Annotated in this window: 19 protein-coding genes; 4 read left to right on the plus strand and 15 right to left on the minus strand. The window is 65.5% G+C overall.

The annotated features are described in order from the left end of the window. The 4 genes from D7X12_RS45595 to D7X12_RS20845 all read right to left on the minus strand — a co-directional run. On the minus strand, positions 1–283 hold a 283-nt coding region (locus tag D7X12_RS45595; protein WP_147443749.1), incomplete at its 3' end, for a protein phosphatase 2C domain-containing protein. A 193-nt stretch (positions 284–476) separates the two neighbouring features. Next, the gene (locus D7X12_RS20835) at positions 477–1,166 is read right to left on the minus strand and encodes an NUDIX hydrolase (RefSeq protein ID WP_120627027.1); all 690 of its coding nucleotides are present in this window, start codon (positions 1,164–1,166) and stop codon (positions 477–479) included. Positions 1,167–1,263: 97 nt separating this feature from the next. Further along, positions 1,264–2,265, minus strand: coding sequence for a diacylglycerol/lipid kinase family protein (locus D7X12_RS20840; protein ID WP_120627028.1), 1,002 nt, complete (start codon positions 2,263–2,265; stop codon positions 1,264–1,266). A gap of 84 nt (positions 2,266–2,349) precedes the next feature. Beyond that, the gene (locus D7X12_RS20845) at positions 2,350–3,354 is read right to left on the minus strand and encodes an SDR family NAD(P)-dependent oxidoreductase (RefSeq protein WP_120627029.1); all 1,005 of its coding nucleotides are present in this window, start codon (positions 3,352–3,354) and stop codon (positions 2,350–2,352) included. Positions 3,355–3,539: 185 nt separating this feature from the next. Here D7X12_RS20845 and D7X12_RS20850 point away from each other — a divergent pair, with 185 nt between their 5' ends. From D7X12_RS20850 to D7X12_RS20860, 3 genes are all read left to right on the plus strand, one after another. Beyond that, positions 3,540–5,225 (plus strand): PEGA domain-containing protein, encoded by a 1,686-nt coding sequence (locus D7X12_RS20850; RefSeq protein WP_244224672.1) that lies wholly within the window; start codon positions 3,540–3,542, stop codon positions 5,223–5,225. Between the two features lie 52 nt (positions 5,226–5,277). Next, complete coding sequence (locus tag D7X12_RS20855) at positions 5,278–6,699, plus strand: IgA Peptidase M64 (RefSeq protein ID WP_120627031.1); 1,422 nt, start codon at positions 5,278–5,280, stop codon at positions 6,697–6,699. Between the two features lie 145 nt (positions 6,700–6,844). Further along, complete coding sequence (locus tag D7X12_RS20860; RefSeq protein ID WP_147443750.1) at positions 6,845–8,752, plus strand: lamin tail domain-containing protein; 1,908 nt, start codon at positions 6,845–6,847, stop codon at positions 8,750–8,752. A gap of 67 nt (positions 8,753–8,819) precedes the next feature. On the opposite strand, the gene D7X12_RS20865 is transcribed toward D7X12_RS20860, so the two are convergent. The 7 genes from D7X12_RS20865 to D7X12_RS20890 all read right to left on the minus strand — a co-directional run bounded on the left by D7X12_RS20865 (position 8,820) and on the right by D7X12_RS20890 (position 16,508). Next, positions 8,820–9,365 carry a hypothetical protein gene (locus D7X12_RS20865; RefSeq protein WP_120627033.1) on the minus strand — a complete coding sequence of 182 codons (546 nt, stop codon included), beginning with the start codon at positions 9,363–9,365 and terminating at the stop codon, positions 8,820–8,822. Between the two features lie 416 nt (positions 9,366–9,781). Continuing rightward, positions 9,782–10,417, minus strand: a complete 636-nt coding sequence (locus tag D7X12_RS42500) for a hypothetical protein (protein WP_147443751.1) — start codon at positions 10,415–10,417, stop codon at positions 9,782–9,784. 12 nt (positions 10,418–10,429) lie between these two features. Next, positions 10,430–11,164, minus strand: a complete 735-nt coding sequence (locus D7X12_RS42505; RefSeq protein WP_147443752.1) for a hypothetical protein — start codon at positions 11,162–11,164, stop codon at positions 10,430–10,432. 122 nt (positions 11,165–11,286) lie between these two features. Continuing rightward, positions 11,287–12,579 carry a serine/threonine-protein kinase gene (locus tag D7X12_RS20870; RefSeq protein ID WP_120627034.1) on the minus strand — a complete coding sequence of 431 codons (1,293 nt, stop codon included), beginning with the start codon at positions 12,577–12,579 and terminating at the stop codon, positions 11,287–11,289. Between the two features lie 174 nt (positions 12,580–12,753). Next, entirely contained in the window at positions 12,754–14,589 is a 1,836-nt protein-coding gene (locus D7X12_RS20875; RefSeq protein WP_120627035.1) for a serine/threonine protein kinase, read from the minus strand. Between the two features lie 11 nt (positions 14,590–14,600). Then, the gene (locus D7X12_RS20880) at positions 14,601–15,488 is read right to left on the minus strand and encodes a DUF2381 family protein (RefSeq protein ID WP_158620086.1); all 888 of its coding nucleotides are present in this window, start codon (positions 15,486–15,488) and stop codon (positions 14,601–14,603) included. 558 nt (positions 15,489–16,046) lie between these two features. Then, a complete protein-coding gene (locus D7X12_RS20890) occupies positions 16,047–16,508 on the minus strand; it encodes a hypothetical protein (RefSeq protein WP_120627037.1) in 462 nt (153 codons plus the stop codon). Between the two features lie 526 nt (positions 16,509–17,034). Here D7X12_RS20890 and D7X12_RS20895 point away from each other — a divergent pair. Continuing rightward, on the plus strand, positions 17,035–18,543 hold the full coding sequence (locus D7X12_RS20895) for an ATP-dependent nuclease (RefSeq protein ID WP_208719179.1): 1,509 nt from the start codon (positions 17,035–17,037) through the stop codon (positions 18,541–18,543). A 547-nt stretch (positions 18,544–19,090) separates the two neighbouring features. Here D7X12_RS20895 and D7X12_RS42510 read toward each other — a convergent pair. The 4 genes from D7X12_RS42510 to D7X12_RS20910 form a co-directional block, all read right to left on the minus strand. Further along, the gene (locus D7X12_RS42510) at positions 19,091–20,023 is read right to left on the minus strand and encodes a hypothetical protein (protein ID WP_147443754.1); all 933 of its coding nucleotides are present in this window, start codon (positions 20,021–20,023) and stop codon (positions 19,091–19,093) included. A 179-nt stretch (positions 20,024–20,202) separates the two neighbouring features. Beyond that, positions 20,203–21,474 (minus strand): serine/threonine-protein kinase, encoded by a 1,272-nt coding sequence (locus D7X12_RS20900; RefSeq protein ID WP_120627039.1) that lies wholly within the window; start codon positions 21,472–21,474, stop codon positions 20,203–20,205. A gap of 174 nt (positions 21,475–21,648) precedes the next feature. After that, the gene (locus tag D7X12_RS20905; protein WP_120627040.1) at positions 21,649–23,484 is read right to left on the minus strand and encodes a serine/threonine protein kinase; all 1,836 of its coding nucleotides are present in this window, start codon (positions 23,482–23,484) and stop codon (positions 21,649–21,651) included. Positions 23,485–23,495: 11 nt separating this feature from the next. Beyond that, positions 23,496–24,404: a DUF2381 family protein gene (locus tag D7X12_RS20910; protein WP_158620087.1), complete on the minus strand. Its 909-nt coding sequence runs from the start codon at positions 24,402–24,404 to the stop codon at positions 23,496–23,498. Between the last annotated feature and the right edge of the window lie 247 nt (positions 24,405–24,651).

Consider the following 24,651-nt stretch of genomic DNA (forward strand, 5'->3'; position numbering starts at 1 on the left):
CCGGTCTCGTTGGCTCGGAGATGTGTATAAGAGACAGGAACCCCGCTCCGTCCACCGCCTCGCCCCGCGCCAGCCGCGCCTGCGCCGCCTGCGCCAGCCGCCGCACGCCCAGCTGCGCCCCCAGCTCGCTGCACGGCTGACTGCCACACCCGTCCGCCACCAGCGCCACCAGCCCGTGCTCACCCTCCCGGACGCAGACCGCGTCCTGGTTGTTGCGCCCCGTGCGCGCATGCTCCCGGCCCTGCACCGAACCCACCGCGACATCGAAGGGCAGCGTGGACATGGCTCTCCCGTGGCCCTCGAAGGGCACGCACGACTGAGACTGGAGGACGAGGAGGCGACCGGCGGCCGCCCTGACTTCGTGTCCCTACAACACGAAAGTTAGTGTCATAATGACACGAAGTCAAGGCGACGTGAGGAACCGGCACTCCAGGGCCGCTCGGAGCAGGGTCGTGAACGGTGGGAGGGGAGCGCCGTCAGAGCTCGAAGTTGAAGCCGGCCTTCTCGAGCTGTTTGTACTTCTTGTGGTCGAACCGGTAGAGGCGCGCGGCGCGGTGGGAGACGTCCTGCTCCACCTCGTCCAGCTCCTCCAGCAGGTCCATGGCGAGGATCTTCTTGCGGAAGTTGCGCTTGTCGAGCTCGCGCTCCAGCACCGTCTCGTACAGCCGCTGGAGCTGCGACAGGGTGAACTTGGGCGGCAGCAATTCAAAGCCGATGGGCTGGTAGCGCACCTTGCCCTTGAGCCGCTGCAGCGCGGTGGCGAGCACCTCCGCGTGGTCGAACGCGAGCTTCGGCGTGTCCCAGACGGAGAACCACGCCGCCTCGCGCGCGTCGGTGGCCGCCTGCAGGTGGTGGGCGCTGAGCTTCACCAACGCGAAGTACGCCACGGTGATGACGCGGCCCCGAGGGTCCCGCTCCGGCGCGCCGAACGTGTAGAGCTGCTCCAGGTGGCTGGTGCGCAGGCCCGCCTCCTCCTCCAGCTCGCGGCGCGCGGCGTCCTCCAGGGACTCCTCCATGCGCACGAACCCGCCGGGCAGCGCCCACCGTCCGGCGTAGGGCTCCACCCCGCGCTGGATGAGCAGCACCTTGAGGTCCTCGTCGTCCAACCCGAAGACGACGCAGTCCACCGTCACCGCCGGGCGCGGGTACTCATAGGTGTGGCTCACGTGGGAAGCCTCCGTCCCCGCCGGGTACCGCCCCGTGCCTGGGCTCGCGGCATCGTGTCCAGTGGACACGGTGCGGGCAAGCACCATCCGCGCGCGCCTACACCTCGACGAGCCGGCGCAGGCGGCGCCAGTCGACGAGCTGGACGTTCTCCCCGGCCAGGTCGAACTCCAGCGAGCGGCGCATGCCCAGCACGTCACCGCCCATCTGGAAGGGCACCTCGCGGTCGAAGTCCATGCGCACGCGCTCCACGAAGAAGTCGTGCATGCGGGGCATGGGGTGCTCCCCGCGCCACAGGCGGAACATGTTGCGCGTGGCCTCCATCACCCCGGCGCCGTACACGCGCACCGACAGCCGGTTCGGCACCGTCTGGGCGAAGGGGAACGCCTTGAAGCCGAAGCCCCACTCGGTCGTGGTGGCCGCGCCGGCCACGCCCGCGGGCCCCTGGTACAGGAGCGCCCCGGGCCCGCCGTTGGGGATGGGCCGCACCGCGCCCGTCGCGTCCACCGTCAGCGCGGAGTCACCCACGTTGTAGACGGACACGTTCGGGTTGCCCTCGCCGAACAGGTGGCGCGGCACCGTGCGGGTGAACATGGCGCCCATGTAGCCGCGCAGGCCCGCCTGCGTGCTCTTGAGCGGCCCGGCGATGGCGAGCTGGTTCTTGAAGTCCTGAATCATCTCCGCGTCCCAGCCCGTGCCCGCGAAGGGCGCCACCCGGCCCTCCACCCGCACCAGCGAGAAGGGACGCAGCGGCGGGAGGCGCTCGCCATACGCGGCGATCTGCTTGAGGGCCACGTGCGGACGGGGCGCGCCGGTGACGCGGGCCCAGGCATTGCCCGTGCCCAGCGGCAGCACGCCAATGGCCGGCAGGGCCACGCCCTGGGAGCGCAGCTCGTTGAGCAGGCCGGTGATGGTGCCGTCGCCCCCGCCCGCCAGCAGCAGGTTGGGCGGGTCACTGCGCAGTTGGTTCACCCATTCCCGCGCCTCTTCCAGGGAACGGGTGAGGGCCACCCGGGCCCGGGGCAGCAGGTGGCGCACGAGCCCCCCGATGCCTTCAGACCCTTTACGCGCACGCAGATTGACGAGGACGGCGATGTTCATGGCGGGTGCGACTCTTCCCCAGGTCATGTCATGGCCCCGTCACGGAGGCCCCCGGCATGAGGGCGCACCCCTGAAACATGGTCATCACGCGCCCAGTGCGTGGGAGAGCCGCGCGCCCAGGCGACGGTCGCTCGCACGGCGTCGCAGGGTCACCGCCGCGGCGGCCAGTCCTCCGGCCACCAGGAAACGGCGCAGCCATTGTTTTCCGGCCCCGTGGTAACCGCCCGACGTTCCGGTGCCCTCGGCCATGGGCTGGAAGACGTTGCCGGAGGTGGGGCCTGTCCGCTCGTCCTTGAAGTGCAGGGTGTCCGTGCTGGCGCGCATCGTGCGTTCGAAGGTGCCGGGGAGCAGGCCGTGCATCGTCGCGAAGCTCTTGCCCGCGGGGCCGACGAGCGTCTCCGGCTCCGGGTGGCGCAGGACGCGCAGGATGGTGCGGGCCACGCGCTCCGGGGTGTAGACGGGCTCCACCGGGCGGATGCGCCAGCCGGTGTAGTTGGCGGTGTGGCGCCAGAGCGGCGTGTCGATGGCGGCGGGCATCACCGTACACACGTCGATGCCGGTGTTCAGCAGTTCCTGGCGCAGCGACGCGGAGAAGCCGCGCACGGCGAACTTGGAGGACACATAGGCGCTGACGTACGGCGCGGGCACGGAGCCGAAGGTGGAGGACACGTTGACGAGCGTCCCGTAGCCCTGGCGGCGGAACTGCCCCAGGGCCGCGCGCGAGCCGCTCACCGTGCCGAAGAAGTTGATCTCCATGAGCTGGCGGAACGCCTCGTCCGGCGTCTCCTCCAGACTGCCCAGCATGTAGACGCCCGCGTTGTTCACCCAACCGTCGAAGTGGCCAAAGGCGCGCACGGCCTCGTCCGCCAGGTGGCGCACGGAGGCGGCGTCCGCCACGTCGGTGGGCACCACGAGGGCCTGGACGCCCCGGGCCTCGCACTCCGCCGCCAGGTCCTCCAGCGGCTCTTCCCGGCGCGCGGCAAGGACGACGTGGGCGCCCTTCTTCGCCAGGAGCAGCGCGGTGGAGCGGCCGATACCGCTCGACGCTCCGGTGATGACGATGACCTTCTTCTTCCAGACGCGATCCATGGGGTGGGTTCCTCGGGGTGGCTCGATGGCTCGAAGGTTCGGGTGCCACAGGGTCGTTGGGCGCCATCCATGACGCCCCACGTCGGAAAATGGTGACGAAGCAGGAGTCGTACCCGGGCCTCCGGTAGCCCACCTGAGGAGCAGCCAGCAGGGCAGCCGAGGGACCATGGCGGCCTGGAATCCGGATGGCCGTCCACATTCGGGACCGGGAGGGAATCCCCGGGCCCGCTGGCCTGGAGGGCGAGCAGTCCGGTAGAGGACGGAACACGGCCTGCATCGTCGGCCCTGCATCCCTTCACTCCTACGTGCCCATGCGCTCCGTGTCCCTGCCCCTGCTTCAGAAGCTGATGCCGTTCGCGCTGTTGCTGTGCCTGGGGTGCGCCGCCGCCGCGCAGGCCGCGCCCCACCGGATGGTGGTCTCCAGCGGTGACTGCCGGGACGCGGAGCTCAGCGGCCAGTCGAAGGCGTTCTACGACGCGCTGCGTGCCCGCCCTGACCAGCGCCTGCTGGGCGCCGCCGAGTTCGGTGCGCGGCTCTTCCCCGCCTCCTCCCGCTCGTTCGAGGACCTCCAGCGCCAGCTCGATGCCGCGCAGGACCAGTTCTACGAGGGTCGCAACGCCCGGGCCTCGCAGCTCCTGGACGACGCCCTGCGTGACATCGGCCGTCTGCCGCCGGGCGAGTCGCGCTGGAAGCTCTACGTCCGCGCGCAGCTGCTGCACGGGCTCAACCACCGGGGGCTCGGGAAGACGAAGGACAGCGACGCGGCCTTCCTCAAGGTCCTGCGCCTCCAGCCGAAGTACCAGCTGGACCCGGACCAGTTCGCCCCGTCCCTGCGGCAGGCGTTCGAGAAGCTCCGCCGCGACCAGGCGCGGGCCCCGAAGGTGAAGCTGTCGGTGAAGTCCACCCTCCCCTCGTCGGACGTGTACCTGGAGGGCTTGAGCGTCGGTCAGACGCCAGTCCTGCTGGAGCTGCCCGCCGGCGCGTATGAGCTGTCCGTGGTGAAGGGCGACGCGGTGAGCTTCCCCCGGCAGGTGCAGGTCCAGGGCGCGGACACGCCGCTGCTGGTGGACCTCGCCTATGAGGGCTCGGTGACGGCCGCGCCCTTCCCGTGCCTCTCCATCGTGGACGGCAGCGAGGAGCGCACGCTGAGCCATGCGGTGCGCCTGGGCGGCACGCTCGGCGTGGAGGAGGTCATCGTCGTACGGCTGGAGCGTCCGAGCAGCGGGCCCAAGTGGTTCGCCGCCACGGTGCTCAACGTGGAGGGCGGCCAGAAGCTGCGCGAGGGCGGCTTCAAGACGCAGGGCCTGGATGCCCCCAGTGAAGCGCTCTCCGCGCTCGTGGACTTCGTCACCACCGGCCGGTCGCCCTCCAACCTCGTGGTGATGAACAACGCCAATGGCCGGGCCCCCTGGGACGCGGGCGGCGGGCGGGGCGCGTCGGCCTCCGGCACGGGCTCGGACCTCACCGCGCCCAACCGGCTGTCGGAGGAGACGGAGGTGTCCACCACCGCGGGCCCTCCTCGGACGGGCCTGCGCGTGGCGTCCTATGTGGCGCTGGGCGCGGGCGTGGCGGCCCTGGGGGGCGCGGGCGTCGTGCGACTGATGGCCCAGAAGGACCTGGACGGCCTGGAGGCCCGCCGCGCGGCCAATGATGGGCGGCTGGTGAGCACGGACGCGGAGGCCGTCGCGCTGCGCGGGGCGCTCGTGAAGAAGAGCGGCCTGATGACGGGGCTGCTCGTGGGTGGCGGGGCCGCTGTCGTCACGGGGGCGGTGCTCTTCCTCGTGTCCTCGCCCGCGAAGGCGCCGCCCGTCACGCTGGGCGTGGTGGCGGATGGGACGGGCGCGGCAGCGGCGGTGTCCGGTTCGTTCTGACCGGGCGTTCCCGCGAGAAGCGCCTCGGGCGGTGCGCATAGAGTGCCGCCCCATGCGCGCTTCCCTCCTCCTGCTGCTGCTCACGGCGAGCACCGCCCTCGCCGCGCCCCGGACGTTCCGCGTCGACTACTTCCACACCGGCAACGCCACCGAGGAGCGCTTCAGCCTCCAGCGGCTCGTCGTGGAGCCCCTCCCCTGGCCGGGCCACCTGGCGCGGACCGTGGACGAAACGAACCTGGGCAAGTACCTCTTCGAGGTGCGGGACCGGCAGACGAACCGGCTCCTGTACTCGCGCGGCTTCGCGTCCATCTTCGGCGAGTGGGAGACCACCCCCGAGGCGAAGGAGGTCCACCGCACGTTCGGTGAGTCGCTGCGCTTCCCCACGCCGGACCGTCCCGTCCAGGTCATCCTGAAGAAGCGCGACGCCCAGAACGCATTCCGGGAGGTGTGGTCGCTGGTCGTGGATCCGAAGGATCCGTTCGTCGACCCATCCTCGCCGCCCGCGCCGGGCCCGCTGTTCAAGCTCGTGGAGAGCGGCCCCTCGTCGGACAAGGTGGACTTCCTCATCCTGGGGGACGGCTACACGGAGGCGGAGCGCCCCAAGTTCGAGAAGGACGCGCGGCGGCTGGTGGACACCCTCTTCGCCACTTCCCCGTTCAAGGAGCGCAAGGGGGACTTCAACGTCTGGGGCCTGATGCCCGCGGCGGCCCAGTCCGGCGTCTCGCGTCCGTCCACCGGCGTCCACCGCCGGCCGCCCCTGGGCTCCACCTACGACGCCTTCGGCGCGGAGCGTTACATCCTCACCTTCGACAACACCGCCCTGCGCGAAACCGCCGCCTTCGCGCCCTACGAGTTCGTGGAGATATTGGTCAATGGCAACACCTACGGCGGCGGAGGCATCTTCAACCTCTTCAGCACCGTGGCGGCCGACAGCCTCTGGGCCTCCTACGTCTTCGTCCACGAGTTCGGTCACCACTTCGCGGGGCTCGCGGACGAGTACTACACCTCCGCGCCCATCTACGGCCCCGCACCCGCGGACCGCGTGGAGCCATGGGAGAAGAACGTCACCGCCCTGAAGGACCCCGCGCAGCTCAAGTGGAAGGACCTGGTGTCCCCCGGCACTCCCCTGCCCACGCCGTGGAACCAGGCCGCGTATGACGCGCACGCCCTCCAGGTCCAGCAACGCCGTCAGAAGATTCGCTCGGAGCGCAAACCCGAAGCGGAGATGGACGCGCTCCTTCTGTCGCAGCGGGACTGGGAGGAGAAGTTCCTGGGCACGCAGAAGGTCTCCGGGAAGGTGGGGGCCTTCGAGGGCGCGCACTACGAGTCGAAGGGATTCTACCGTCCGCAGGCGGACTGTCTGATGTTCACCCGGGACCGCGTGCCCTTCTGCGCCGTCTGCCAGCGCGGCATCCGTGAAATCATCGACCTCTATGCGGGCCCTTCTGCCCCCCAGACGCGGAAGAGTCCCTGACTTTCACAGATTCCCCGGGTCCTGCGCGTGACAGGCCTGTGGCACGCGGTGGGGCAAATGGACGCCCCTCCATTTTCAGGTGTAAGGGAAACCGTATCTGGATTCGGAAGTCTGCAATCTGCAAACCCCCATGGGAGGCATTCACATGCTGAAGCGAAGCTGGCTGCCGGCGCTCGTGACCACTGTGTTCATCACGGTCGGCACGGGCTGTGGTGACGAGTGCGTTGATCAGTTCGACTGTCGTGACAAGGGCACGGCGCCCGCCGGGCAGACCTTTGCCTGCGTGGAGAACAAGTGTGAGCTGCGCACCCTGAACCTGCCGCCCGAGGAGGACGCGGGCACGGAGGTGGACGCGGGCACGGAAGTGGACGCGGGCACGGACGGCGGTACCAGCGTGACCTGCGCTCCCGCCTGCACGCTGACGCAGGTGTGCAACACCACGACCCTGACGTGCGAGAACGTGCCTGGCATCGACCTGGTCGCGACCAGCGCGCAGATCGCCGCGGTCCTCGCCGCCACGGACAAGGGCGCGGTCTCACTGCCCATCACCAACGCCTTCGTCACGTACATCAAGCCCCCAGTGGGCACCGACCCGAGCGGCTACTTCCTCCAGGCCGAGGCGAACGGCCCGGCCCTGTTCGTGGCCGGCGACCAGGCCGCCTTGAGCGGGCTGGCGGTGGGTGATCGCGTCAGCGTGACGGTGACCCTGAAGGACACCATCGACGGTGTGCGGACGGCGACCACGCTGGCTGCCGCGGCGACGGTGGCGAGCAGTGGACACCCCGTGCAGAACCTGAACACGGCCACGCCGGCGGGCCTCGCGGTGGATCGCTCCAGCGCCGCCGACCTGCAGACGCAGCTGGCGGAGTACGAGAGCGAGCTCGTCTCGCTGACGGGCGCCATCGCGGGCGCGAGCGCTTCGAGCGGCAGCGGGCATGTGGCCTTCAACATCACCACGGCCGGCATCACCACCGGCAACGCCAACTTCCGGCTGCGCACGCCGGCAACGCTCGCGTCGGACCTGGACCTGGTGCAGGGCTGCAACTTCACCCTCAAGGCCGGACCGATGTGGCGCTTCACCACCAACGCCCAGCCGTCCGCCTACAACGCGTCGGACCTGACGCTGAGCTGCCCCGCGCCGAAGCTGCTTCAGGCTCGCGCGCTGAGCTCGACGGAAGTGCGGCTGACGTTCGACCGCAAGCTGAATGCGGCCTCCGTGCAGGCCACGGACTTCGCCATTTCGCCCGCGACGGCGATCTCCGCCGCGACCGCGTCGGGCGCCCAGGTCACCCTGACCACGGCCGAGCAGACGGCCAGCACCCAGTACACGCTGAACGTCACCGGTCAGGTGACGGACAGCGCCGGCAAGGAACTGGATGCCGCAGCCAAGAGCGCGACGTTCGTCGGTCTGGCGCCTGCGCCCACGGGCCCCTCGCTGGTCATCAACGAGATTGACTACGACAACGTGGGCACCGACTCGGCGGAGTTCATTGAAATCTACAACCGCGGTGGCCAGGCGGCGGACCTGAGCGATGTCCTCCTGGTGCTGGTCAACGGTGACGCCTCGGCCACGCCGCCGCGCAAGGAGTACCTGCGCTTCGCTCTCTCCGATACGAAGGACGCGGCGGGCGCGGCGGCCACTTCGCTGCCCGCGGGCGGCTACCTCGTCGCGGCGCCCCAGACGTTCTTCGACAGCGTGACCCTGCCTGCCGGAACGCTGCGGCTCGTCATCAAGTCGGCATCCACCACCACCCCGAATAGCGACATCATCCAGAACGGCAGCGGTGACGGCGTGGGCCTCATCCAGAACGCGACCGGCACGCTCATCGACACCGTGTTCTACGAGAACGGTGCCCAGAACTCCACGTTCACCATCACCACGGCCGCGGGCGACAAGTCGCTGAACTTCATGGAGGGCACCCGGACCTCCGCTTCCGATTCGACCACCGCCGCGGGCTCCCTGCAGCGGGTCCCGAACGGCAGCGACACGAACAACAACGACTACGACTTCGCGTTCGGCGCCACCGTGAGCCCCGGCGCGGCGACCCCGTAGTCCCCGCTCCTGACGTCCTGAAGTGACAAGGGCCGCGATCCTCTTGAGGGTCGCGGCCCTTCTTCTTTCAGCGCAGGGGCGAGGACGGAGGCGCCGGTTCGAACGTCTTGCGCGCGGGCACGGCCTCCACATCCCTTGCAATCCACCCCTCGTCCCGGGCCTCGTAGGTCACGCGCAGCTCATCGCCTTCCTTCAGGTCGCGCAGCTCCGCGACCTGTTCGTCCCGGCGCAGCCGCGTGCCCTCCTCCACCCAGACCTCGCGCTCCTGGCCCTGGCCGTCCACGAAGAGCACCTCGTTGTCGCCTACCCAGGACACCCGGCCCGCGGCCCAGCCGTGGGCCTGCGGCCGGCCCGAACCGCCCGTGCCCTGGGGCGCATCCGAGGAGACCGTGGCCTCCCTGGCATCCTCGGTCGCGGACTTCAGCGCGCTCGGGTCCACGCGCTCCTTGGAGGCCATCAGCCCGCGCAGCACCTCCGAGCGGCCCTCGCGCTGCCTGGCGGACACCCCCTCCGGCTTCGGCTCCCCGCCGCCACTGCCGCATGACGCCAGTCCGCTTCCCAGGCCCAGGAGGCCCAGCACCAGCAGGCCCGCCGTCCCACGCTTTTCACGCATAGGCCATGACCTCCCGCTTAGGGCAAAGGGGGCCTCCCGCGTCCCAGCGCGGCAAGGGCCCCGCTTCCTCACGGGGAAACATGCTGACGCATCGTCCCTGTGGGAGCCACGGCCTTCAGGCCCGGGGCTCGACCGGCCGGACGGCCCTCCCCTCCCGCCAGGAGGGCAGGAGGGCGGGCGCCCGGAACTACTGGATGGCGAAGAAGAGCGTCACCTTCGCCAGGGCGGCAGGAAACCTCACGCAGGACGCGCGGTTACCCACCTGTCGCCCTGGTTTCGCGCTGAGCGCCATTCCGTGCTGTTCCGGGGAGTTCCCTGGTGTGCCCCTTCAATCCACGATGGAGGGGTACACTGCAGCAAGCCAGCACAAGCAGGCCCACAACTCCCATCAATTCCACTCCGTGCCCGCCGCTGAGCTAAGATTTCTTGCGATGCCGTCTTGTATAAAAATGCTGCTCTGGAGACATGCGGCGGAGAAATCGCTGCATCGACTGCGCGCTGTAACTCCCAATTGAAGCATAGCTTGCAACAAACTCATGTGATGCCGGGATGCTCTCCGAACGCCAGTCCCTATAGAGGCCATCTTCAAGAAAATAGAGCACTCGAACAAACCGGGCAGGCAACTGAATGTCCGCGTCAGGAGCCTCATCAATACCCTGCGCAAACTGCCATCGAATAGATACACTGTCCGTAGCGTGCACCTGGCCGAGAAGCCATCTTCGCGGGCAATGAAGGACGGTCGCAGTGGTCGACGGCTGATAGCGCGACCGCTTGTCCATGAAATTCTGCCTACTGCCGCAAACTTCGATCGCCACACAGTCCGCAAAACCATCTGCCTTCGCGATAAATACCCACAAACCATCTGGCTGGGTTTTAAAAGCTTCTGTGCCAGCGGCCATCAGTCGAGGCCCCGTGGATGCTCCATCTACCGGCTGCGCTCTGAGCCATGAGCCGCCGGGACGGCTTGGAGGCCACAGGGAGCTGGTTATACTTGGCCATTTCAACAGGGCTCGCTTTGCTTTTGTATCAAACCGAATCTTCTTCTTTGCCATAGTTGAGCGTTCTCATTCAGCAGATTGCGGCTTACCGACAAGAGCACCAAACTCCACCTGCCCCCATAGCAGAAACAGCCAGATGGAGCAGTCTCCTTCCTTCAGCACGCGGTAACGCAATCCTGGTGCGAGACGTCCGTTCACAGGGACAGGGAGGAAACTCGCTCGCACCTCTGGAGCAACATCCTTGCCCCAGAAAAAACCGATCGGCGTGCTTGCAGGTATTGGGGTGCCGTAGTCGTTGAAATGGAATCCCTTGGCGAACTTCTCGCAGATCCGCGCGGCGACGTTACGGTCCAGCGTCATGGCTGGTGATGCCTTGATATATAGCCCAGCAGGCGTGCGCACAGGCACTTCTAGGCGTGACGGAGCAGGGCGAACCACAAACCTCACCTGTCGCGACATCTTTCGAAACAGTCCCGCTCGATGCCCTGCTTCTTTGTGTGAAGAAGCCTTATCAAATTGCCAAGAGCGTTTGAACGCCTCGTACACCCCCGCCATATCGGCGTGATTGGGCTCAAGCCCCATCAGCAAGGGGATTTTGAACGCGCGCTCAGTTTTTTCAAATTCATCAGCGCACACGCCGCAAACCGGCACAGTCACTCGCTGCACTGTTTTCGGGGTGGTGGACGGATACCAACTTTTCGGCAGGACATGTTCCGCTTCTGATGCAGGGCAATTCAAACAGAAGACGCAGATTTTGGCGTTCTCAGTGGTTCGCCCATCATTGCGAATGGCTTTGCTCATAGTGCCCTCGATGACAGCGCCGCTCATAATCGAAAGGTAGATCGGACCAAGAGGTCCGACTCCTGATAGTAACGCTGCCCGGCGGCAAGGGCTGGCCGGTTATGGTTTCCTTGCTTAGAACTTTAGGTAGTTTGCGTGCTTCTTCCTGGTCGCTGCGGTCCTCCGCCCGGCACTGTCGTCACCTCATCTGGGTGACGCTTCGTCGCGGTCAGTTTCCGCGAGTCCTGGTGAGGCGCGGGCTCGGTCGGAACCTCATCTGGGTGTCGGAAATCGAGAATGGGAACAGCAATGCCGCCCTCGTCATCTGGCACCTCGATGTCCCAGAGCTGATTTTCCGCTTCCGCTAGGGCTTGCTGAACCTCCCTCACCGCGTCCTCCCCCGAGTAGGACGGCAACTGCGCCAGACGCGCGCGAAGAAGGCCCGCCAGCTCCGACGCGGTAGCGAAGCGCTCCGAAGGGTCAGACCGTAGCGACGTGTGGAGGATGTCGCGCAGTGGCACGGACAGGCCCTCCGCCGCGCGCTCCACGTCCACGGAACGGTAGGACATGGCACACCGGATGATGTCCTCCGCGAAGGGCGGCAGATTGAGTCCCAGCGAGGCTACCGACGCTGCCAGTACCTTCTCCCGCTCTTCCCGCGACAGCCGTGCCTCCACCCCTTCCGCGAGCAGATGGCCCGGGTCGTAGAGGTGCCGCCCCGTGGCGAACTCCAGCAACGTCAGCCCCAGGGAGAAGAGGTCGGCTCGCGCATCCACCGCGTCGCCCAGCAAGGCCTCGGGCGCGGCATAGAGGACTTCGCCCTGGGGCCGGGGGAAGGATGTCGCCACGCGCCCCGTCAACCGGGAGAGGGCCACGCCGAAGTCCGTCATCCGCACTTCACCGCGCGGTCCCAGACGGATGCGGCCCGGGTTGACGTCGCGGTTGACGATGCCCAGCAGCAGACCCGCTTCATCCGTGCGCGTGTGCGCGTAGTCCAGCGCCGCCGCGACCTCCGCGCCAACGTAGAGGACGAAGGACTCGGAGAAGTAGCGCCCGCGCGCCTGAGCCACCGACAGCAGCGTGTTGAGGGACAATCCCTCCAGGTTCTCCATCACCACGCACAGCCCATGCGTCATCTCGACAAGTCCATGGACGCGCGCGATGCGTGGGTCCTGGAGGTAGCGCGCGAGCCGCACCTCCTCCTCCAGCCGCGTCCGCGTGTGCTGAAAGCCTTCGGGCAGTTCTTCGCCTTGCGGCAGGGGGATGCACTTGAGCACCACGCAGTCGCCCAGCCCTTGGGGCGTCCGGACGAAGGCGAGCAGGACGCGCTCTCCCAGTCGCCCCACTCCCAGGTCCCGGAAGAATTCGTAGGAGGTGTCCCCCTGCGTGAAGAGTACGACGCCACTGGAGAGCGGCGGATCAGACGGATGGGCCATGCGGATACCCCTTGCGCCTGCGCGAGAGGAGTTCGCGCGAAGGAACTTGCAAGGTAGTGCCCGCATCGCTCCGGGGGAACGACGCGGCGGGTTCAACTCCCCCGGAATCCCTCTCACTCCGGGTGAGAAGGACAGGGGCTGAATTGTAAACGGGTGTTACGTCGGACAGGAGCTTCAACGCCAACGTTCGACCGCGACACCAGACAGGTTACTGCGAGTCACGATCTCGCCCGGCTTGGACTCCTCTACCCTGGTGCTCCATCCGAGGTCCTCGTGGTTTCCCAGCTCGATGCAGACCGGCACCCTCTGGCCATTCGGAAGCCGGGCCTCGGTGTAGCGCCCCAGCAGCCGGTCCTTGTTCCCCGTCCACAGGTAGCCGTACAGCAGCGTGCCTTTGGGGAGTTTGGGCTGCTCGTCGGTATACACTTCACCCGTCACGGGCCCCTCGCGGAAGATCCCATCATGACCTGCGCGCCTCTGACGCGCGTCCGCGTAGAAGGCGACATAGTCATTCTTCCACAACCCCAGCCCACCGTCCTCCGGGTCGTTGAACATCGCCCTGCGTGCGGCCTTGGGGCAGTCTGCGGCCTCGGGCCGCACCTGGGCTCCCGGGCACCCCATCTGGAGGGCGGCGGCGGCAGTCAGGCCCACGCACGTCTTGAGGAAGCCAGCCCATTGCACCGGGGGCCCCCCCTGGGAGACGACCAGGGGTTTTGGCTCCCTGGAGGAGACGGCAGGCGGAGGCAAGAGGGGCGAGGGAGCGCGCTTCACGGGAGGACTTTCCTTCGGCTCGGGTGCGGACACGGGAGAGGCTACTTCAGGGGGCATCTTGGCAGGCGCTGGCGGAGGAACAGGTTGCTTCGACGCTGGGGCCACCTGCCGTACGGAGGAGGGGGCTACCGGCGCTCGCTGTGACGCCGGAGGAGCCTCCGAGGGCGTCGTGAAGCGCCAGAGCACGAGGCCGCCCAGGAGCACGGCGAGCGCCACCACGAAGGCTCCTCGCGCGGTCGCCAGTCCCTGCCGGGCGGTCGGAGCAGGCACCTCTTGTGATGGCATGAGGGGTGGCGCCTCGGGGGCGAGTTGGAAGTGGGGCTTGGGAACGTGGAAGGGCTCCCTCCAAGCGATTCCCACCTCGGGCAGCAATGCCGCCAGCTCGCGCCGCATCACCTCTGCCGTGGGGGCCCGCTTCTCCGGATCCCGGGCAACGAAATGGAGGACGGCCGCGCCCAGGGCCGCTGGCACCCGAGGGTTGAGCGAATGCGGCGCGGGCAACTCCAACCTGCCCCCCAGGAACATGGCCGGAGATTCACTCCAGGGGCACGCCATCGTCAGCAAATCGTAGAGGCAGATGCCCAGCGCGTAGACATCATCCGTGGCCTTGAAAGCGTAGCGCGCCTCGGACTCCTCGCCATGCTCGCGCAGGAACTTCGTGGCCTCGGGGGAGCGGTAGCGCCGGGTGCCGGGCGGCAGGGGGGAGTCCGTCAATTCGGGCGCCTGCGCGTAGCTGCCCACCCCGAAGTCCAGCAGGAAGGGCTCGCCGTCGGAGGCACGCACCAGGATGTTGCTCAACTTCAAGTCACGGTGGAACACACCCCGCGCGTGCACGTGGGCCAGGGCGGAAGCGAGCTTGACGAAGAGGGCCACCACCTCGTGCGCCGTGGGGTGCGTCTTCTCCATCCACTCGCCCAGCGTGTAGCCGTCCACGTAGTCCTCGACGACGTAGAGCCAGCCCCGTGTCGCGTCGTTCCATCGGCCGTGGGCGTACGTGCGCACGATGTTGGGATGGCCGCTCACCTGGGCCAGGCAGACCATCTCCCGCATCAGGCGCGCGTCCGACTGCTCCGCGTCTCCACTGCTGGCGCGGTGCATGGCCATCTTCAGCGCGAAACGCTGGCCCTCCTTCTCCACGAGGTAGACGGCGCCGAAGGCGCCCGAACCCAGGGCCTTCACCACGCGCCAGCCATCCACCATCTGCCCGGGCTTCAAGCTGGCGGGAATGAAAAGCAGCATGACCCGCGCTTCTAGAACATCAGGGAGGGGATGAGAAGGCGCCGCGCTCCCGTGCTGTCGCGCAGCTCCACTTGGTGGGCGGCTTTCTTGGGCCAGTCCTCGCCACGGGTTTCCACCACGACCCGCGCCTTCCCGCCGGGAGCGATATGAGGCTCTCGCATCGCCACCATCGCATGAGAGCGCCCACCGCGCGCTGAGGACAGCCGGGCCTCCGTGGGCGTCCAGGGCCCCGCCCCTTCATTCGTGATTACAAGCGAGAGCGCGACCCACCCTGGGCCTCGGAAGGCGGTGACACGCTCTACCGTCAGCCCGTCAGTGGGCTTCAACAGCGGGTCCGTGAGTTCTTTCACCTGGATGCCGACAGGATCCAGCATCCCAGCCAAGAGCATGCCCGAGGGTCCCGTGGCCGCGCTTCGCGCCCGGAGCGCTTCCAATTCGATGTTCTTTCCCGCGCATGCGGCGCGCACCTCGTCCAATTCGGCCTGCACCGCCTCGGCCGTGCGTGGCAGCCGCGACACCTGGACCTGCGCATCCACCTGTGTGGCGTTCGTGATGATCGCGAAAACAGCGCGTGCTGGGGCCATGCCGTCCGCGAAAGGCACGGTCAGCAGCACGCGCTCACCCGTTGCCACGTCGCCTGCGGGCTTGAGCATGATCAGCCGGTCGGTGGCCACGATCAGCTCGAAACGGTCTCTGGCATCCCCCAGCTTCACAGCCGCGCGGTCCACGGGGGAGTCGAACTCCAGCACGGTGAGGGAGCCAGAAGCGACGTGCAACTCCACCGGCTTGCCGGCTGCGGCCTGGGAGAGCATCACCCGCCGCTGCACCAGCTCACGTCCTCGTGGGGGCTCCTGAGCCGTGACGTTCGTGCCCAGCAGGAGAAGGGACAGCAGCAGCAACGGACGGCAAACCAGGAGCACCGGCAGGCAACCTCCGAGAAGACGGCGCCGACCGTAACAGGGGACGTGGAGTCGCAGGCCTTCACGCTTCCCGCGCAGGAGAGTGTTTCGGCAAGAAATCAGAGGGTACGCCGCACATAACGAGCCCCCACGCTCCGGAAATTGGAATCGGGGCGTTCTCTGGACCTGCCACAGCCAGCGAGAACTCCAAATCCTCTGGGTCCATGAACCACCTGCGAGGAAGCGATCCATCGAAATCACGATGCGGTACGCCCACCTCTCCCCGGAAACCAAGGAGCGCGCCGTCCCATGGCTCGACGCGCTCCAGTGCTCCACCTGCTACTGGATGGCGTAGATGAGCGTCACCTTCGCCAGGACGACAGGAAACCTCACGCAGGACGCGCGGTTACCCATCTGTCGCCCTGGTTTCGCTCGGGACGCCATCCCGTGCTGTTCCGGGGAGTTCCCTGGTGTGCCCCTTCAATCCACGCTGGAGGGGCACACTGGGGGCACATGCCAACTCAAGGTGCCGGGCATGCACGAACACCCTGCTACAAGCTACTTAGTGAGCGGAAGCGCCTCAATATCGAGCCCAATACTCCTGGCCTTCCTGAGCCCCTGGACCAATAGCCCATCCAAACGGCTGCGTTCGGAGAGTTTCTCGCGTGCATCTTCGGCCGCGCGGGAGGACTTCATACCAATACGCTGCCGCTGCAATACCTTCTCGGGCTTATCTGTCTCTTGAAAATCGCGCCCAACATAATGAAGCGTAACCAGCGCGACCAAGTCAGCAGCATCAAGCACCTGAAGGTGTTGATTGAAAGCCTGCTCCGCAGGGCGCGGACGCACTCCTGTCAGCGCGTCCACTTCACGCCTCACAAGATCAGACGCGGTCAAAAGACCACCGGTGGACGGATACAACCGCTCGTACTCCTCGTCCATCGCGCGAGCGAGCTGAATGGTCTGCTCAACAATCGCACGAAACCGCCCTCGACCCCTCTCATTGCTAGACGCCGTCATTGACAACCCTCCTGTTCTCTCCGTGAAACCATCGCTCCTTCAGGCAAACTCGATTAGCTCTTTCTCCCAGCTCACGACCTCATCCGGAACGGTCGAGAGCCAACGAACCATCCTGCGCTACAGCACTGCCCACCAACCGTTGCCCATCACTCGCGCCTCCTGACTGCACTCCGGTGCGGTGTGCAGAACCCGGACATACCCGCTGGGTCTGACACGTCAGCCAAACCGAGCGGCGAATGCCCCCCCCCCCCCCTGAAGGCATGGAGGGCGGAGAGAATCAGAGCTTCAGACTATTGGCGGCAAACTCCCGCTTCCTCGGCTACATCCGCCGGCGTCAATCCGACTCTGCCCCTCGCCTGCCTAGCTGCCTTGGCCAATGTGGCGCCAGTTGCTTCTCTCGATTTCTAATTTATATGCCCCTGCGACTCAATCAGGATGCTTTTCGCGGCTCTTTCGGTAGAGTCAGAATCCGATATCGCGGCGCAACTACTTCGACAGAGAGGCAGGGCCAAAAATGGCAGTAAAGGTGACGATCAAAAACCTGAAGGCGATCAAGACCCTGGAATTCGATGTACCAATGAGTGGCGCATTCGTCATCACTGGAGCCAACGGATGCGGCAAGACTTCGTTGCTGACGGTTTTGCACCGCATGGGTGCTTCCAACGCCTTCCAAACTGGGCTTCCAGGCGGCAAGAACACTACCGGCATAGATGGTATCGACGAAACGACAATCCAATACGACGTCAATGGAAATTCAGTCACCTATCAATACAATTACACACGATGGTCGGCAACGCCAAGATCAAACAGCACCATCATAGGCAAGGCATTCTCAGAGGTGCTATTTCTCAAGGCCGACTCGTCGCGTGTCGAGCCCACACAGAATGAACTAAAAGGCATCAAGAAGCAGCACGCAGACCAGATGCTGCGGAATTTCATGAATTCAGTATTCGACACTACAAGATTCAACAATCTGTATCGCATCCGACTGCGTGGACGCAATCTCATTGCCCACCTGATCGACAAATCAGCTCCGACAGACAAGAAGAAATCATATTACTCCGAGAAAACTTTCAGTCTCGGTGAGCTTTGCGTGATGCGTCTCGGCCAGAAGCTCCTGGGCATGAAAAATGGGGGCCTCTACATCATTGACGAGTTCGAGATGGCCCTGCATCCGGCCGCCCAGATTCGACTCTTCAGAGAGATCGAAAAACTCGCAAACGCGGCCAGTTGCACTGCACTAGTCTCGACCCACTCATCCAGTCTGATCAAGAGTGTAAAACGCTCAAACATCATCTATCTGGAGAACGATGGGGGCAACGTCACAATCCATCGACATGTTTACCCCACTTATGCACTCCAGCATCTGTCTCTCGACGAAGAAAGCGCGCCTGACAAGTTGCTCTTCGTCGAGGACGTGGCAGCGAAGCACTGTTTGGACGAGATGTGGCGGCAACACATCAAGCGCCAGCAATCGAGTGGTACCGGAAGCCTTCCAACTGTTCAGGTCGCGGTGATTGGCGGATACAAGGAAGTATTGAGGTTCCTCGAACGAAGCAAAGCTTTCATTCCGAATATGACTCGGCGCATGGCTGTTCTCGACGCTGATGCAGAGCCTGATTGCATGCCCCCAACGACACAGCCTGGGGTTCCTGCGCCAGAGCTTACTGTCCCACAGAGCCTGTATCACAATCAAAAGAACAACGTTGTGTTCCTGCCCTGGACACCAGAAGTGGGCCTTTGCGAACTGCTTCGCGGCGACATTGCGACACACACACAAGGAATCCAGACTCACACCGGCATAACCAACCTCAGAATCTCGCAGGCATCAGTGAATGCGCACGTAGGACAGACCGGCAGACTCCAGCGGGAGACTTGTAAGTCCGCCATTGACACAATCGCATCCGACATTGCAGCGAAAAATGCATGCACCGAGGACCGAGCCAGAGAAGCGTTGTTTTCCTATCTGGTGCAAGCAACCTTGGTCACGAGCCAGCCGAGCATGTTAAAGCTTAGCGGAAAGCTCTTTCGTTGAATAGCAATCGGCCCGAATAGAGCCTGCCTCGAGAGGGAAGAGGGTCGGCCACCTGCCGGGTAAGTAGCAGGAGGAAGCGACCATGAGGTAGTGAAGCAGGACGATGGCTGGCGGGTGCCGGGTTAGCCGTGGTGACGGATTGAGCCTCTGCCACCGGCCCGCCCCAAGCACCCGTTGGGCCGCCATAGCCTACGAGTACATGCCCAACAGGCCCTGGATGGACCTCATCAAGCGCTGCGCACGGGGACGTAGTGGGGGCTGTTGAAGGTCATGGGCCTGCGCCATTCCTGCTCGGACTACCAGCGTTTCCGAGCGCTGTTGGCCTCAGGCACCTTCCGCGAGTTTCGGCACCAGGGCTGCTCTCTTATGACGGCTTGGCGAAAGTTGATTGGCAGTGGCTGGCGCTGGACGGCACTCAGGGCAAAGCGCCGCTGGGCGGGGTAACTTGGCCCGAATCACACTGACAGAGCGAAGCGAGGCGCCATGAAAAGCCTTCTGTCGGATTCGCGTGGCGCCCCCCTTTGCAATGAAGCAGCTCTGAGCCTCATTAGCCATCACGACTAGCCAGGAACGCATTCCAAGCAGAAGAAGCTCGAAGCGCCGTGACGACGTCGTCCCACACAGAAGCAAACACTTGAACGAATTCTGGGCCAGCAGCGCCCTGGTAGCTTCTGCCCTCTCGGACAGTTCCGATTACACGCACACCGTTGGCTGCGACATAGACAACGGGGCCGCCACTGTATCCGCCAAACGGCTCCTTGTCCTTTGCGCCCATATTCTCCACAAACTTCTCAGCCAAATTCTTGAGATCTCCAGAGTATTCACGCGCATTGGAAGCTTCGATCTCCATTGACATCTGAGGTGCAAACCGTCCCATCCCTGACCATGGGCTATCATCAAGCTGACGAAGATAAGCAATCATCGGCAACGCACTTGGCTGCTCAGTTCCTCTTGCGCGATCAACGAGATGCCCAAAGTTCGGAAAGCCGAGCACAAAAATTGGCAGAGCAGTCGTCTCGCTTGTCCGTTCACGCCAAATTTTGCGAACCCATTCCGTGGTCGTTCGCGCGTCTCGCTCCCCCGGTAGAAAGATATACCCCTCAGCGTCAATCAATCCATCTGGGGGGAGCAAGACCGCAACATCAAGCAACACTGACTCCCACACAACCTGTAGGCCTCGAAATCGAAACACCTCGGCATCGGTAACAACCCCATGTTCAACATTTCGAGGAGCAACCATCAGCAGCCATTCTCTGTCCTGCAACCCCTCGGCTAAAGCGACGTGGCGAGCAGTCACCAGCACCTTCTGTCCATCGATTTCTACAAAAAATGCCGTCCCCTTTGCTTGCACAAAACCATCATCGCCCATGGCAATGAGGCAGCCATAGCTACGCAAGAGATCCATCAAAAATGGATTAGAGAACTCAAAATGTTCCGATGGTGTAACTACGCGAGGCGGTTCGATTTTGTCCATCGCCATACTTTGCCGTCATGCCATCCACCTGGGGAAGTGAATTCGACCAGCGGCTGACATGCTTTTCTGCTGGGAAGCGAGGTGCGCGTGTAATTCTTCTCACAGAAAGTCCTCGCGGATTACGCGAATGACAGGACTGACCTTGGAGAGAGCCGCCACTCAGGCTCTTTGTTTGTTGTCTGCCATCATCTATCGCGATGCAGTCGTTCCCCGGGCACAGTCGTCACTTCGTCCGGGTGGCGCGTCGTGGCCCACTCCCTTGAGACCCTACGACTCGCGGGTGCGGTCGAAATCTCCTCAGGGTGGGGGGTGGTAGGCAGGGGCATAGAGATCCCACCCTCATCATCCGGCACAGCGATGTCCCAGAGCAGATTCTCCGCTTCCATGAGGGCTTGCTGAACCTCCTTCACCGCGTCTTCCCCCGAGTAGGGCGGCAACTGAGCCAGACGCGCGCGGAGGAGACCCGCCAGCTCCGACGCCGTGGCGAAGCGCGCCGAAGGCTCAGGCCGCAGCAGCGTGTGGAGGATGTCGCGCAGGGGCACGGACAATCCCTCCGCCGCGCGCTCCACGTCTTCAGAGCGATAAGACATGGCACACCGGATGATGTCCTCCGCGAAGGGCGGCAGATTGAGCCCCAGCGAGGCCACCGACGCTGCCAGCACCTTCTCTCGTTCCTCCCGCGACAGCCGTGCCTCCACCCCTTCCGCGAGCAGGTGGCCCGGGTCGTAGAGGTGCCGCCCCGTGGCGAACTCCAGCAGGGTCAGCCCCAGGGAGAAGAGGTCGGCCCGCGCATCCACCGCGTCGCCCAGCAACGCCTCAGGCGCGGCATAGAGGACTTCGCCTTGGGGTCGGGGGAAGGATGTTGCCACGCGGCCCGTCAACCGGGAGAGGGCCACGCCGAAGTCCGTCATCCGCACCTCACCGCGCGGCCCCAGGCGGATGCGGCCCGGGTTGACGTCACGGTTGACGATGCCTAGCGGCGTGCCCGCTTCATCCGTGCGCGTGTGCGCGTATTCCAGCGCCGCCGCGACCTCCGCGCCCACGTAGAGGACGAAGGACTCAGAGAAGTAGCGTCCGCGCGCCTGGGCCACCGACAGCAGCGTGTTGAGGGACAAGCCCTCCAGGTTCTCCATCACCACGCACAGCCCATGCGTCATCTCGACAAGTCCATGAACGCGCGCGATGCGCGGGTGCTGGAGGTAGCGCGCGAGCCGCACCTCTTCCTCCAGCCGCGTCCGCGTGTGCTGAAAGCCTTCGGACAGTTCTTCGCCTTGTGGCAGAGGGATGCACTTGAGCACCACGCAGTCGCCCAGCCCTTGGGGCGTCCGGACGAAGGCGAGCAGGACGCGCTCTCCCAGCCGCCCCACTCCCAGGTCCCGGAAGAATTCGTAGGAGGTGTCCCCCTGCGTAAAGAGCACGACGCCGCTGGAGAGCGGCAGATCAGACGGATGGGCCATGCGGATACCCCTTGCGCCTACGCGAGAGGAATTCGCGCGAAGGAACTTGCAAGGTAGTGCCCGCATCGATCCTCGGGAACGACGCGGCGGGTTCAACTCCCCCGAAATCCCTCTCACTCCGGGTGAGAAGGACAGGGGCTGAATTGTAAATGAGCGTTACGTCGGGCAGGAGCCTCAACGCCAACGTTCAACCGCGATGCCAGACAGGTTACTGCGAGTCACGATCTCGCCCGGCTTGGACTCCTCGGCTCTCGTGGTCCATCCGAGTTCGTCCTCGTTTCCCATCTCAATGCAGACCGGCACCCTCTGGCCATTCGGAAGCCGGGCCTCGGTGTAGCGTCCCAGCAGCAGGTCCTTGTTCCCCGTCCACAGGTAGCCGTAAAGCAGCGTGCCCTTGGGCAATGCGCGCTGCTCGTCGGTGTACACCTCCCCCGTCACGGGCCCCTCGCGGAAGATCCCATCATGACCCGCGCGCCTCTGACGCGCGTCCGCGTAGAAGGCGACATAGGCATTCTTCCGCAACCCCAACCCGCCGTCCGCCTTCTTGGTGAACATTGCCTTGCGTGCGGCCTCGGGGCAGTCCGCGGCCTCGGGCCGCACCTGGGCTCCCGGGCAGCCCATCTGGAGGGCAGCGGCGGCGGTCAGACCCGCGCACTTCTTGAGGAAGCCACCCCATTCCGCCGGAGGCCAGCCCGGGGAGACGGCCAGGGGCTTTGGCTTCCTGATAGCGGGAGCGGGCGGCGGAGACATGGGCGAGGGAGCGCGCTTCACGGGAGGACTTTCCTTCTGCTCGGGTGCGGACACGGGAGAGGCTACTTCAGGGGGCATCGTGGCGGGCGCTGGAGGGGGAGCAGGTTGCTTCGGCTCTGGATTCACCTGCCATGCGGAGGAGGGCGCTAACGGCGTCCGCTGTGCAGTGGGAAGAGATTCCGAGGGTGTCGTGAAGCGCCAGAGCACGAGGCCGCCCAGGAGCACGGCAAGCGCCACCATGAAGGCCCCTCGCGCGGTCACCAGTCCCTGCCGGGCGGCCGGGGCAGGCACCTCTTGTGAGGGCATGAGGGGTGGCGCCTCGGGGGCGAGTTGGACGTGGGGCTTGGGAACGTGGAAGGGCTCCCTCCAAGCGATTCCCACCTCAGGCAGTAATGCCGTCAGCTCGCGCCGCATCACCTCCGCCGTGGGGGCACGCTTCTCCGGATCGCGGGCAACGAAATGGAGGACGGCCGCGCCCAGGGCCGCTGGCACCCGAGGGTTGAGCGAATGCGGCGCGGGCAACTCCAGCCTGCCCCCCAGGAACATGGCCGGAGATTCACTCCAGGGGCGCGCAATCGTCAGCAGGTCATAGAGGCAGATGCCCAGCGCGTAGACATCATCCGTGGCCTTGAAAGTGTAGCGCGCCTCGGACTCCTCGCCATGCTCGCGCAGGAACTTCGTGGCCTCGGGGGAGCGGTAGCGCCGGGTGCCGGGCGGCAGGGGGGAGTCCGTCAATTCGGGCGCCCGCGCGTAGCTGCCCACCCCGAAGTCCAACAGGAAGGGCTCACCGTCGGAGGCACGCACGAGGATGTTGCTCAACTTCAAGTCACGGTGGAACACACCCCGCGCGTGCACGTGGGCCAGGGCGGAGGCGAGCTTGACGAAGAGGGCCACCACCTCGTGCGCCGTGGGGTGCGTCTTCTCCATCCACTCGCCCAGCGTGTAGCCCTCCACGTAGTCCTCGACGACGTAGAGCCAGCCCCGGGTCGCGTCGTTCCATCGGCCGTGGGCATACATGCGCACGATGTTGGGATGGCCGCTCACCTGGGCCAGGCAGACCATCTCCCGCATCAGGCGCGCGTCCGACTGCTCCGCGTCTCCACTGCTGGCGCGGTGCATGGCCATCTTCAGCGCGAAACGCTGGCCCTCTTTCTCTACGAGGTAGACGGCGCCGAAGGATCCCGAACCCAGGGCCTTCACCACGCGCCAGCCATCCACCATCTGCCCGGGCTTCAAGCTGGCGGGAATGAAAAGCAGCATGGCCCGCGCTTCTAGAACACCAGGGAAGGGATGAGAAGGCGCCGCTCTCCCGCGCTGTCGCGCAGTTCCACCCGGAGGGTGGCGTCTTTAGGCCAATCCTCGCCACGGGCCTCCACCACGACCTGCGCCTTCCCACCCGGAGCGATGTGAGGCTCTCGCATCGCCACCATCGCATGGGAGCGCCCACCGCGCGCCGAGGACAGTCGGGCCTCCGTGGGCGTCCAGGGCGCCGCCCCTTCGTTCGTGATTTCAAGCGAGAGCGCGACCCACCCTGTGCCTCGGAAGGCGGTGAGACGCTCTACCGTCAGCCCGTTAGCGGGCTTCAACAGTTGGGCTTTGAGTTCTTTCACCTGGATACCGACAGGATCCAGCATCCCAGCCAAGAGCATGCCCGAGGGTCCCGTGGCCGCGCTTCGCGCCCGGAGCGCTTCCAATTCGATGTTCTTTCCCGCGCATGCGGCGCGCATCTCGTCCAATTCGGCCTGCACCGCCTCGGCCGTGCGTGGCAGCCGCGACACCTGGACCTGCGCATCCACCTGGGTGGCGTTCGTGACGGGAGCGAAAACAGCGCGTGCTGGGGCCATGCCGTCCGCGAAGGGCACGGTCAGCAGCACGCGTTCACTCGTTCCCACGTCGCCTGTGGGCTTGAGCATGATCAGCCGGTCAGTGGCCACGATCAGCTCGAAACGGTCTCTGGCGTCCCCCAGCTTCACTCCTGCACGATCCACGGGGGAGTCGAACTCCAATGCAGTGAGGGAGCCAGAAGCGACGTGCAGCTCCACGGGCTTGCCGGTTGCGGACTGGGAGAGTGTCACCCGCCGCTGCACCAACTCACGCCCTCGTGAAGGCTCCTGAGCCGTGACGTTCGTGCCCAGCAGAAGAAGGGACAGCAGCAGCAACGGACGGAAAACCAGGAGCACCGGCAGGCAACCTCCGAGAAGACGGCGCTGACCGTAACAGGTGCCGTGGGGTCGCAGATCTCCGCGCAGCCTCCGCACGCGGTCGTTTCGGCAAGGAATCAGGGGATACGCCGCGCATAACACTACTGCGTCAGGGGCCCGATGGATGAACGGGGAGAGCGAGCAGTCTTCGCGGGGAGCGTCGGAGGTTGGCGCGGTGGCAGGTGGGGCACCGAGGCAGCCAGGTGGCAATCCCTTGCGCCATGGC

The sequence above is a fragment of the Corallococcus sicarius genome, from assembly GCF_003611735.1.
Taxonomy (GTDB): domain Bacteria; phylum Myxococcota; class Myxococcia; order Myxococcales; family Myxococcaceae; genus Corallococcus; species Corallococcus sicarius.

Excerpts from the sequence above, each read along its gene's own strand:
- D7X12_RS20875 (WP_120627035.1), bottom strand. The coding sequence starts at position 14,589 with ATGCTGCTTTTCATTCCCGCCAGCTTGAAGCCCGGGCAGATGGTGGAT.
- D7X12_RS20845 (WP_120627029.1), bottom strand. The coding sequence starts at position 3,354 with ATGGATCGCGTCTGGAAGAAGAAGGTCATCGTCATCACCGGAGCGTCG.
- D7X12_RS20850 (WP_244224672.1), top strand. The coding sequence starts at position 3,540 with ATGGCCGTCCACATTCGGGACCGGGAGGGAATCCCCGGGCCCGCTGGC.
- D7X12_RS20860 (WP_147443750.1), top strand. The coding sequence starts at position 6,845 with ATGCTGAAGCGAAGCTGGCTGCCGGCGCTCGTGACCACTGTGTTCATC.
- D7X12_RS20900 (WP_120627039.1), bottom strand. The coding sequence starts at position 21,474 with ATGGCCCATCCGTCTGATCTGCCGCTCTCCAGCGGCGTCGTGCTCTTT.
- D7X12_RS20865 (WP_120627033.1), bottom strand. The coding sequence starts at position 9,365 with ATGCGTGAAAAGCGTGGGACGGCGGGCCTGCTGGTGCTGGGCCTCCTG.
- D7X12_RS20905 (WP_120627040.1), bottom strand. The coding sequence starts at position 23,484 with ATGCTGCTTTTCATTCCCGCCAGCTTGAAGCCCGGGCAGATGGTGGAT.
- D7X12_RS20870 (WP_120627034.1), bottom strand. The coding sequence starts at position 12,579 with ATGGCCCATCCGTCTGATCCGCCGCTCTCCAGTGGCGTCGTACTCTTC.
- D7X12_RS20840 (WP_120627028.1), bottom strand. The coding sequence starts at position 2,265 with ATGAACATCGCCGTCCTCGTCAATCTGCGTGCGCGTAAAGGGTCTGAA.
- D7X12_RS42500 (WP_147443751.1), bottom strand. The coding sequence starts at position 10,417 with ATGGCAAAGAAGAAGATTCGGTTTGATACAAAAGCAAAGCGAGCCCTG.
- D7X12_RS42505 (WP_147443752.1), bottom strand. The coding sequence starts at position 11,164 with ATGAGCAAAGCCATTCGCAATGATGGGCGAACCACTGAGAACGCCAAA.
- D7X12_RS20890 (WP_120627037.1), bottom strand. The coding sequence starts at position 16,508 with ATGACGGCGTCTAGCAATGAGAGGGGTCGAGGGCGGTTTCGTGCGATT.
- D7X12_RS42510 (WP_147443754.1), bottom strand. The coding sequence starts at position 20,023 with ATGGCGATGGACAAAATCGAACCGCCTCGCGTAGTTACACCATCGGAA.
- D7X12_RS20855 (WP_120627031.1), top strand. The coding sequence starts at position 5,278 with ATGCGCGCTTCCCTCCTCCTGCTGCTGCTCACGGCGAGCACCGCCCTC.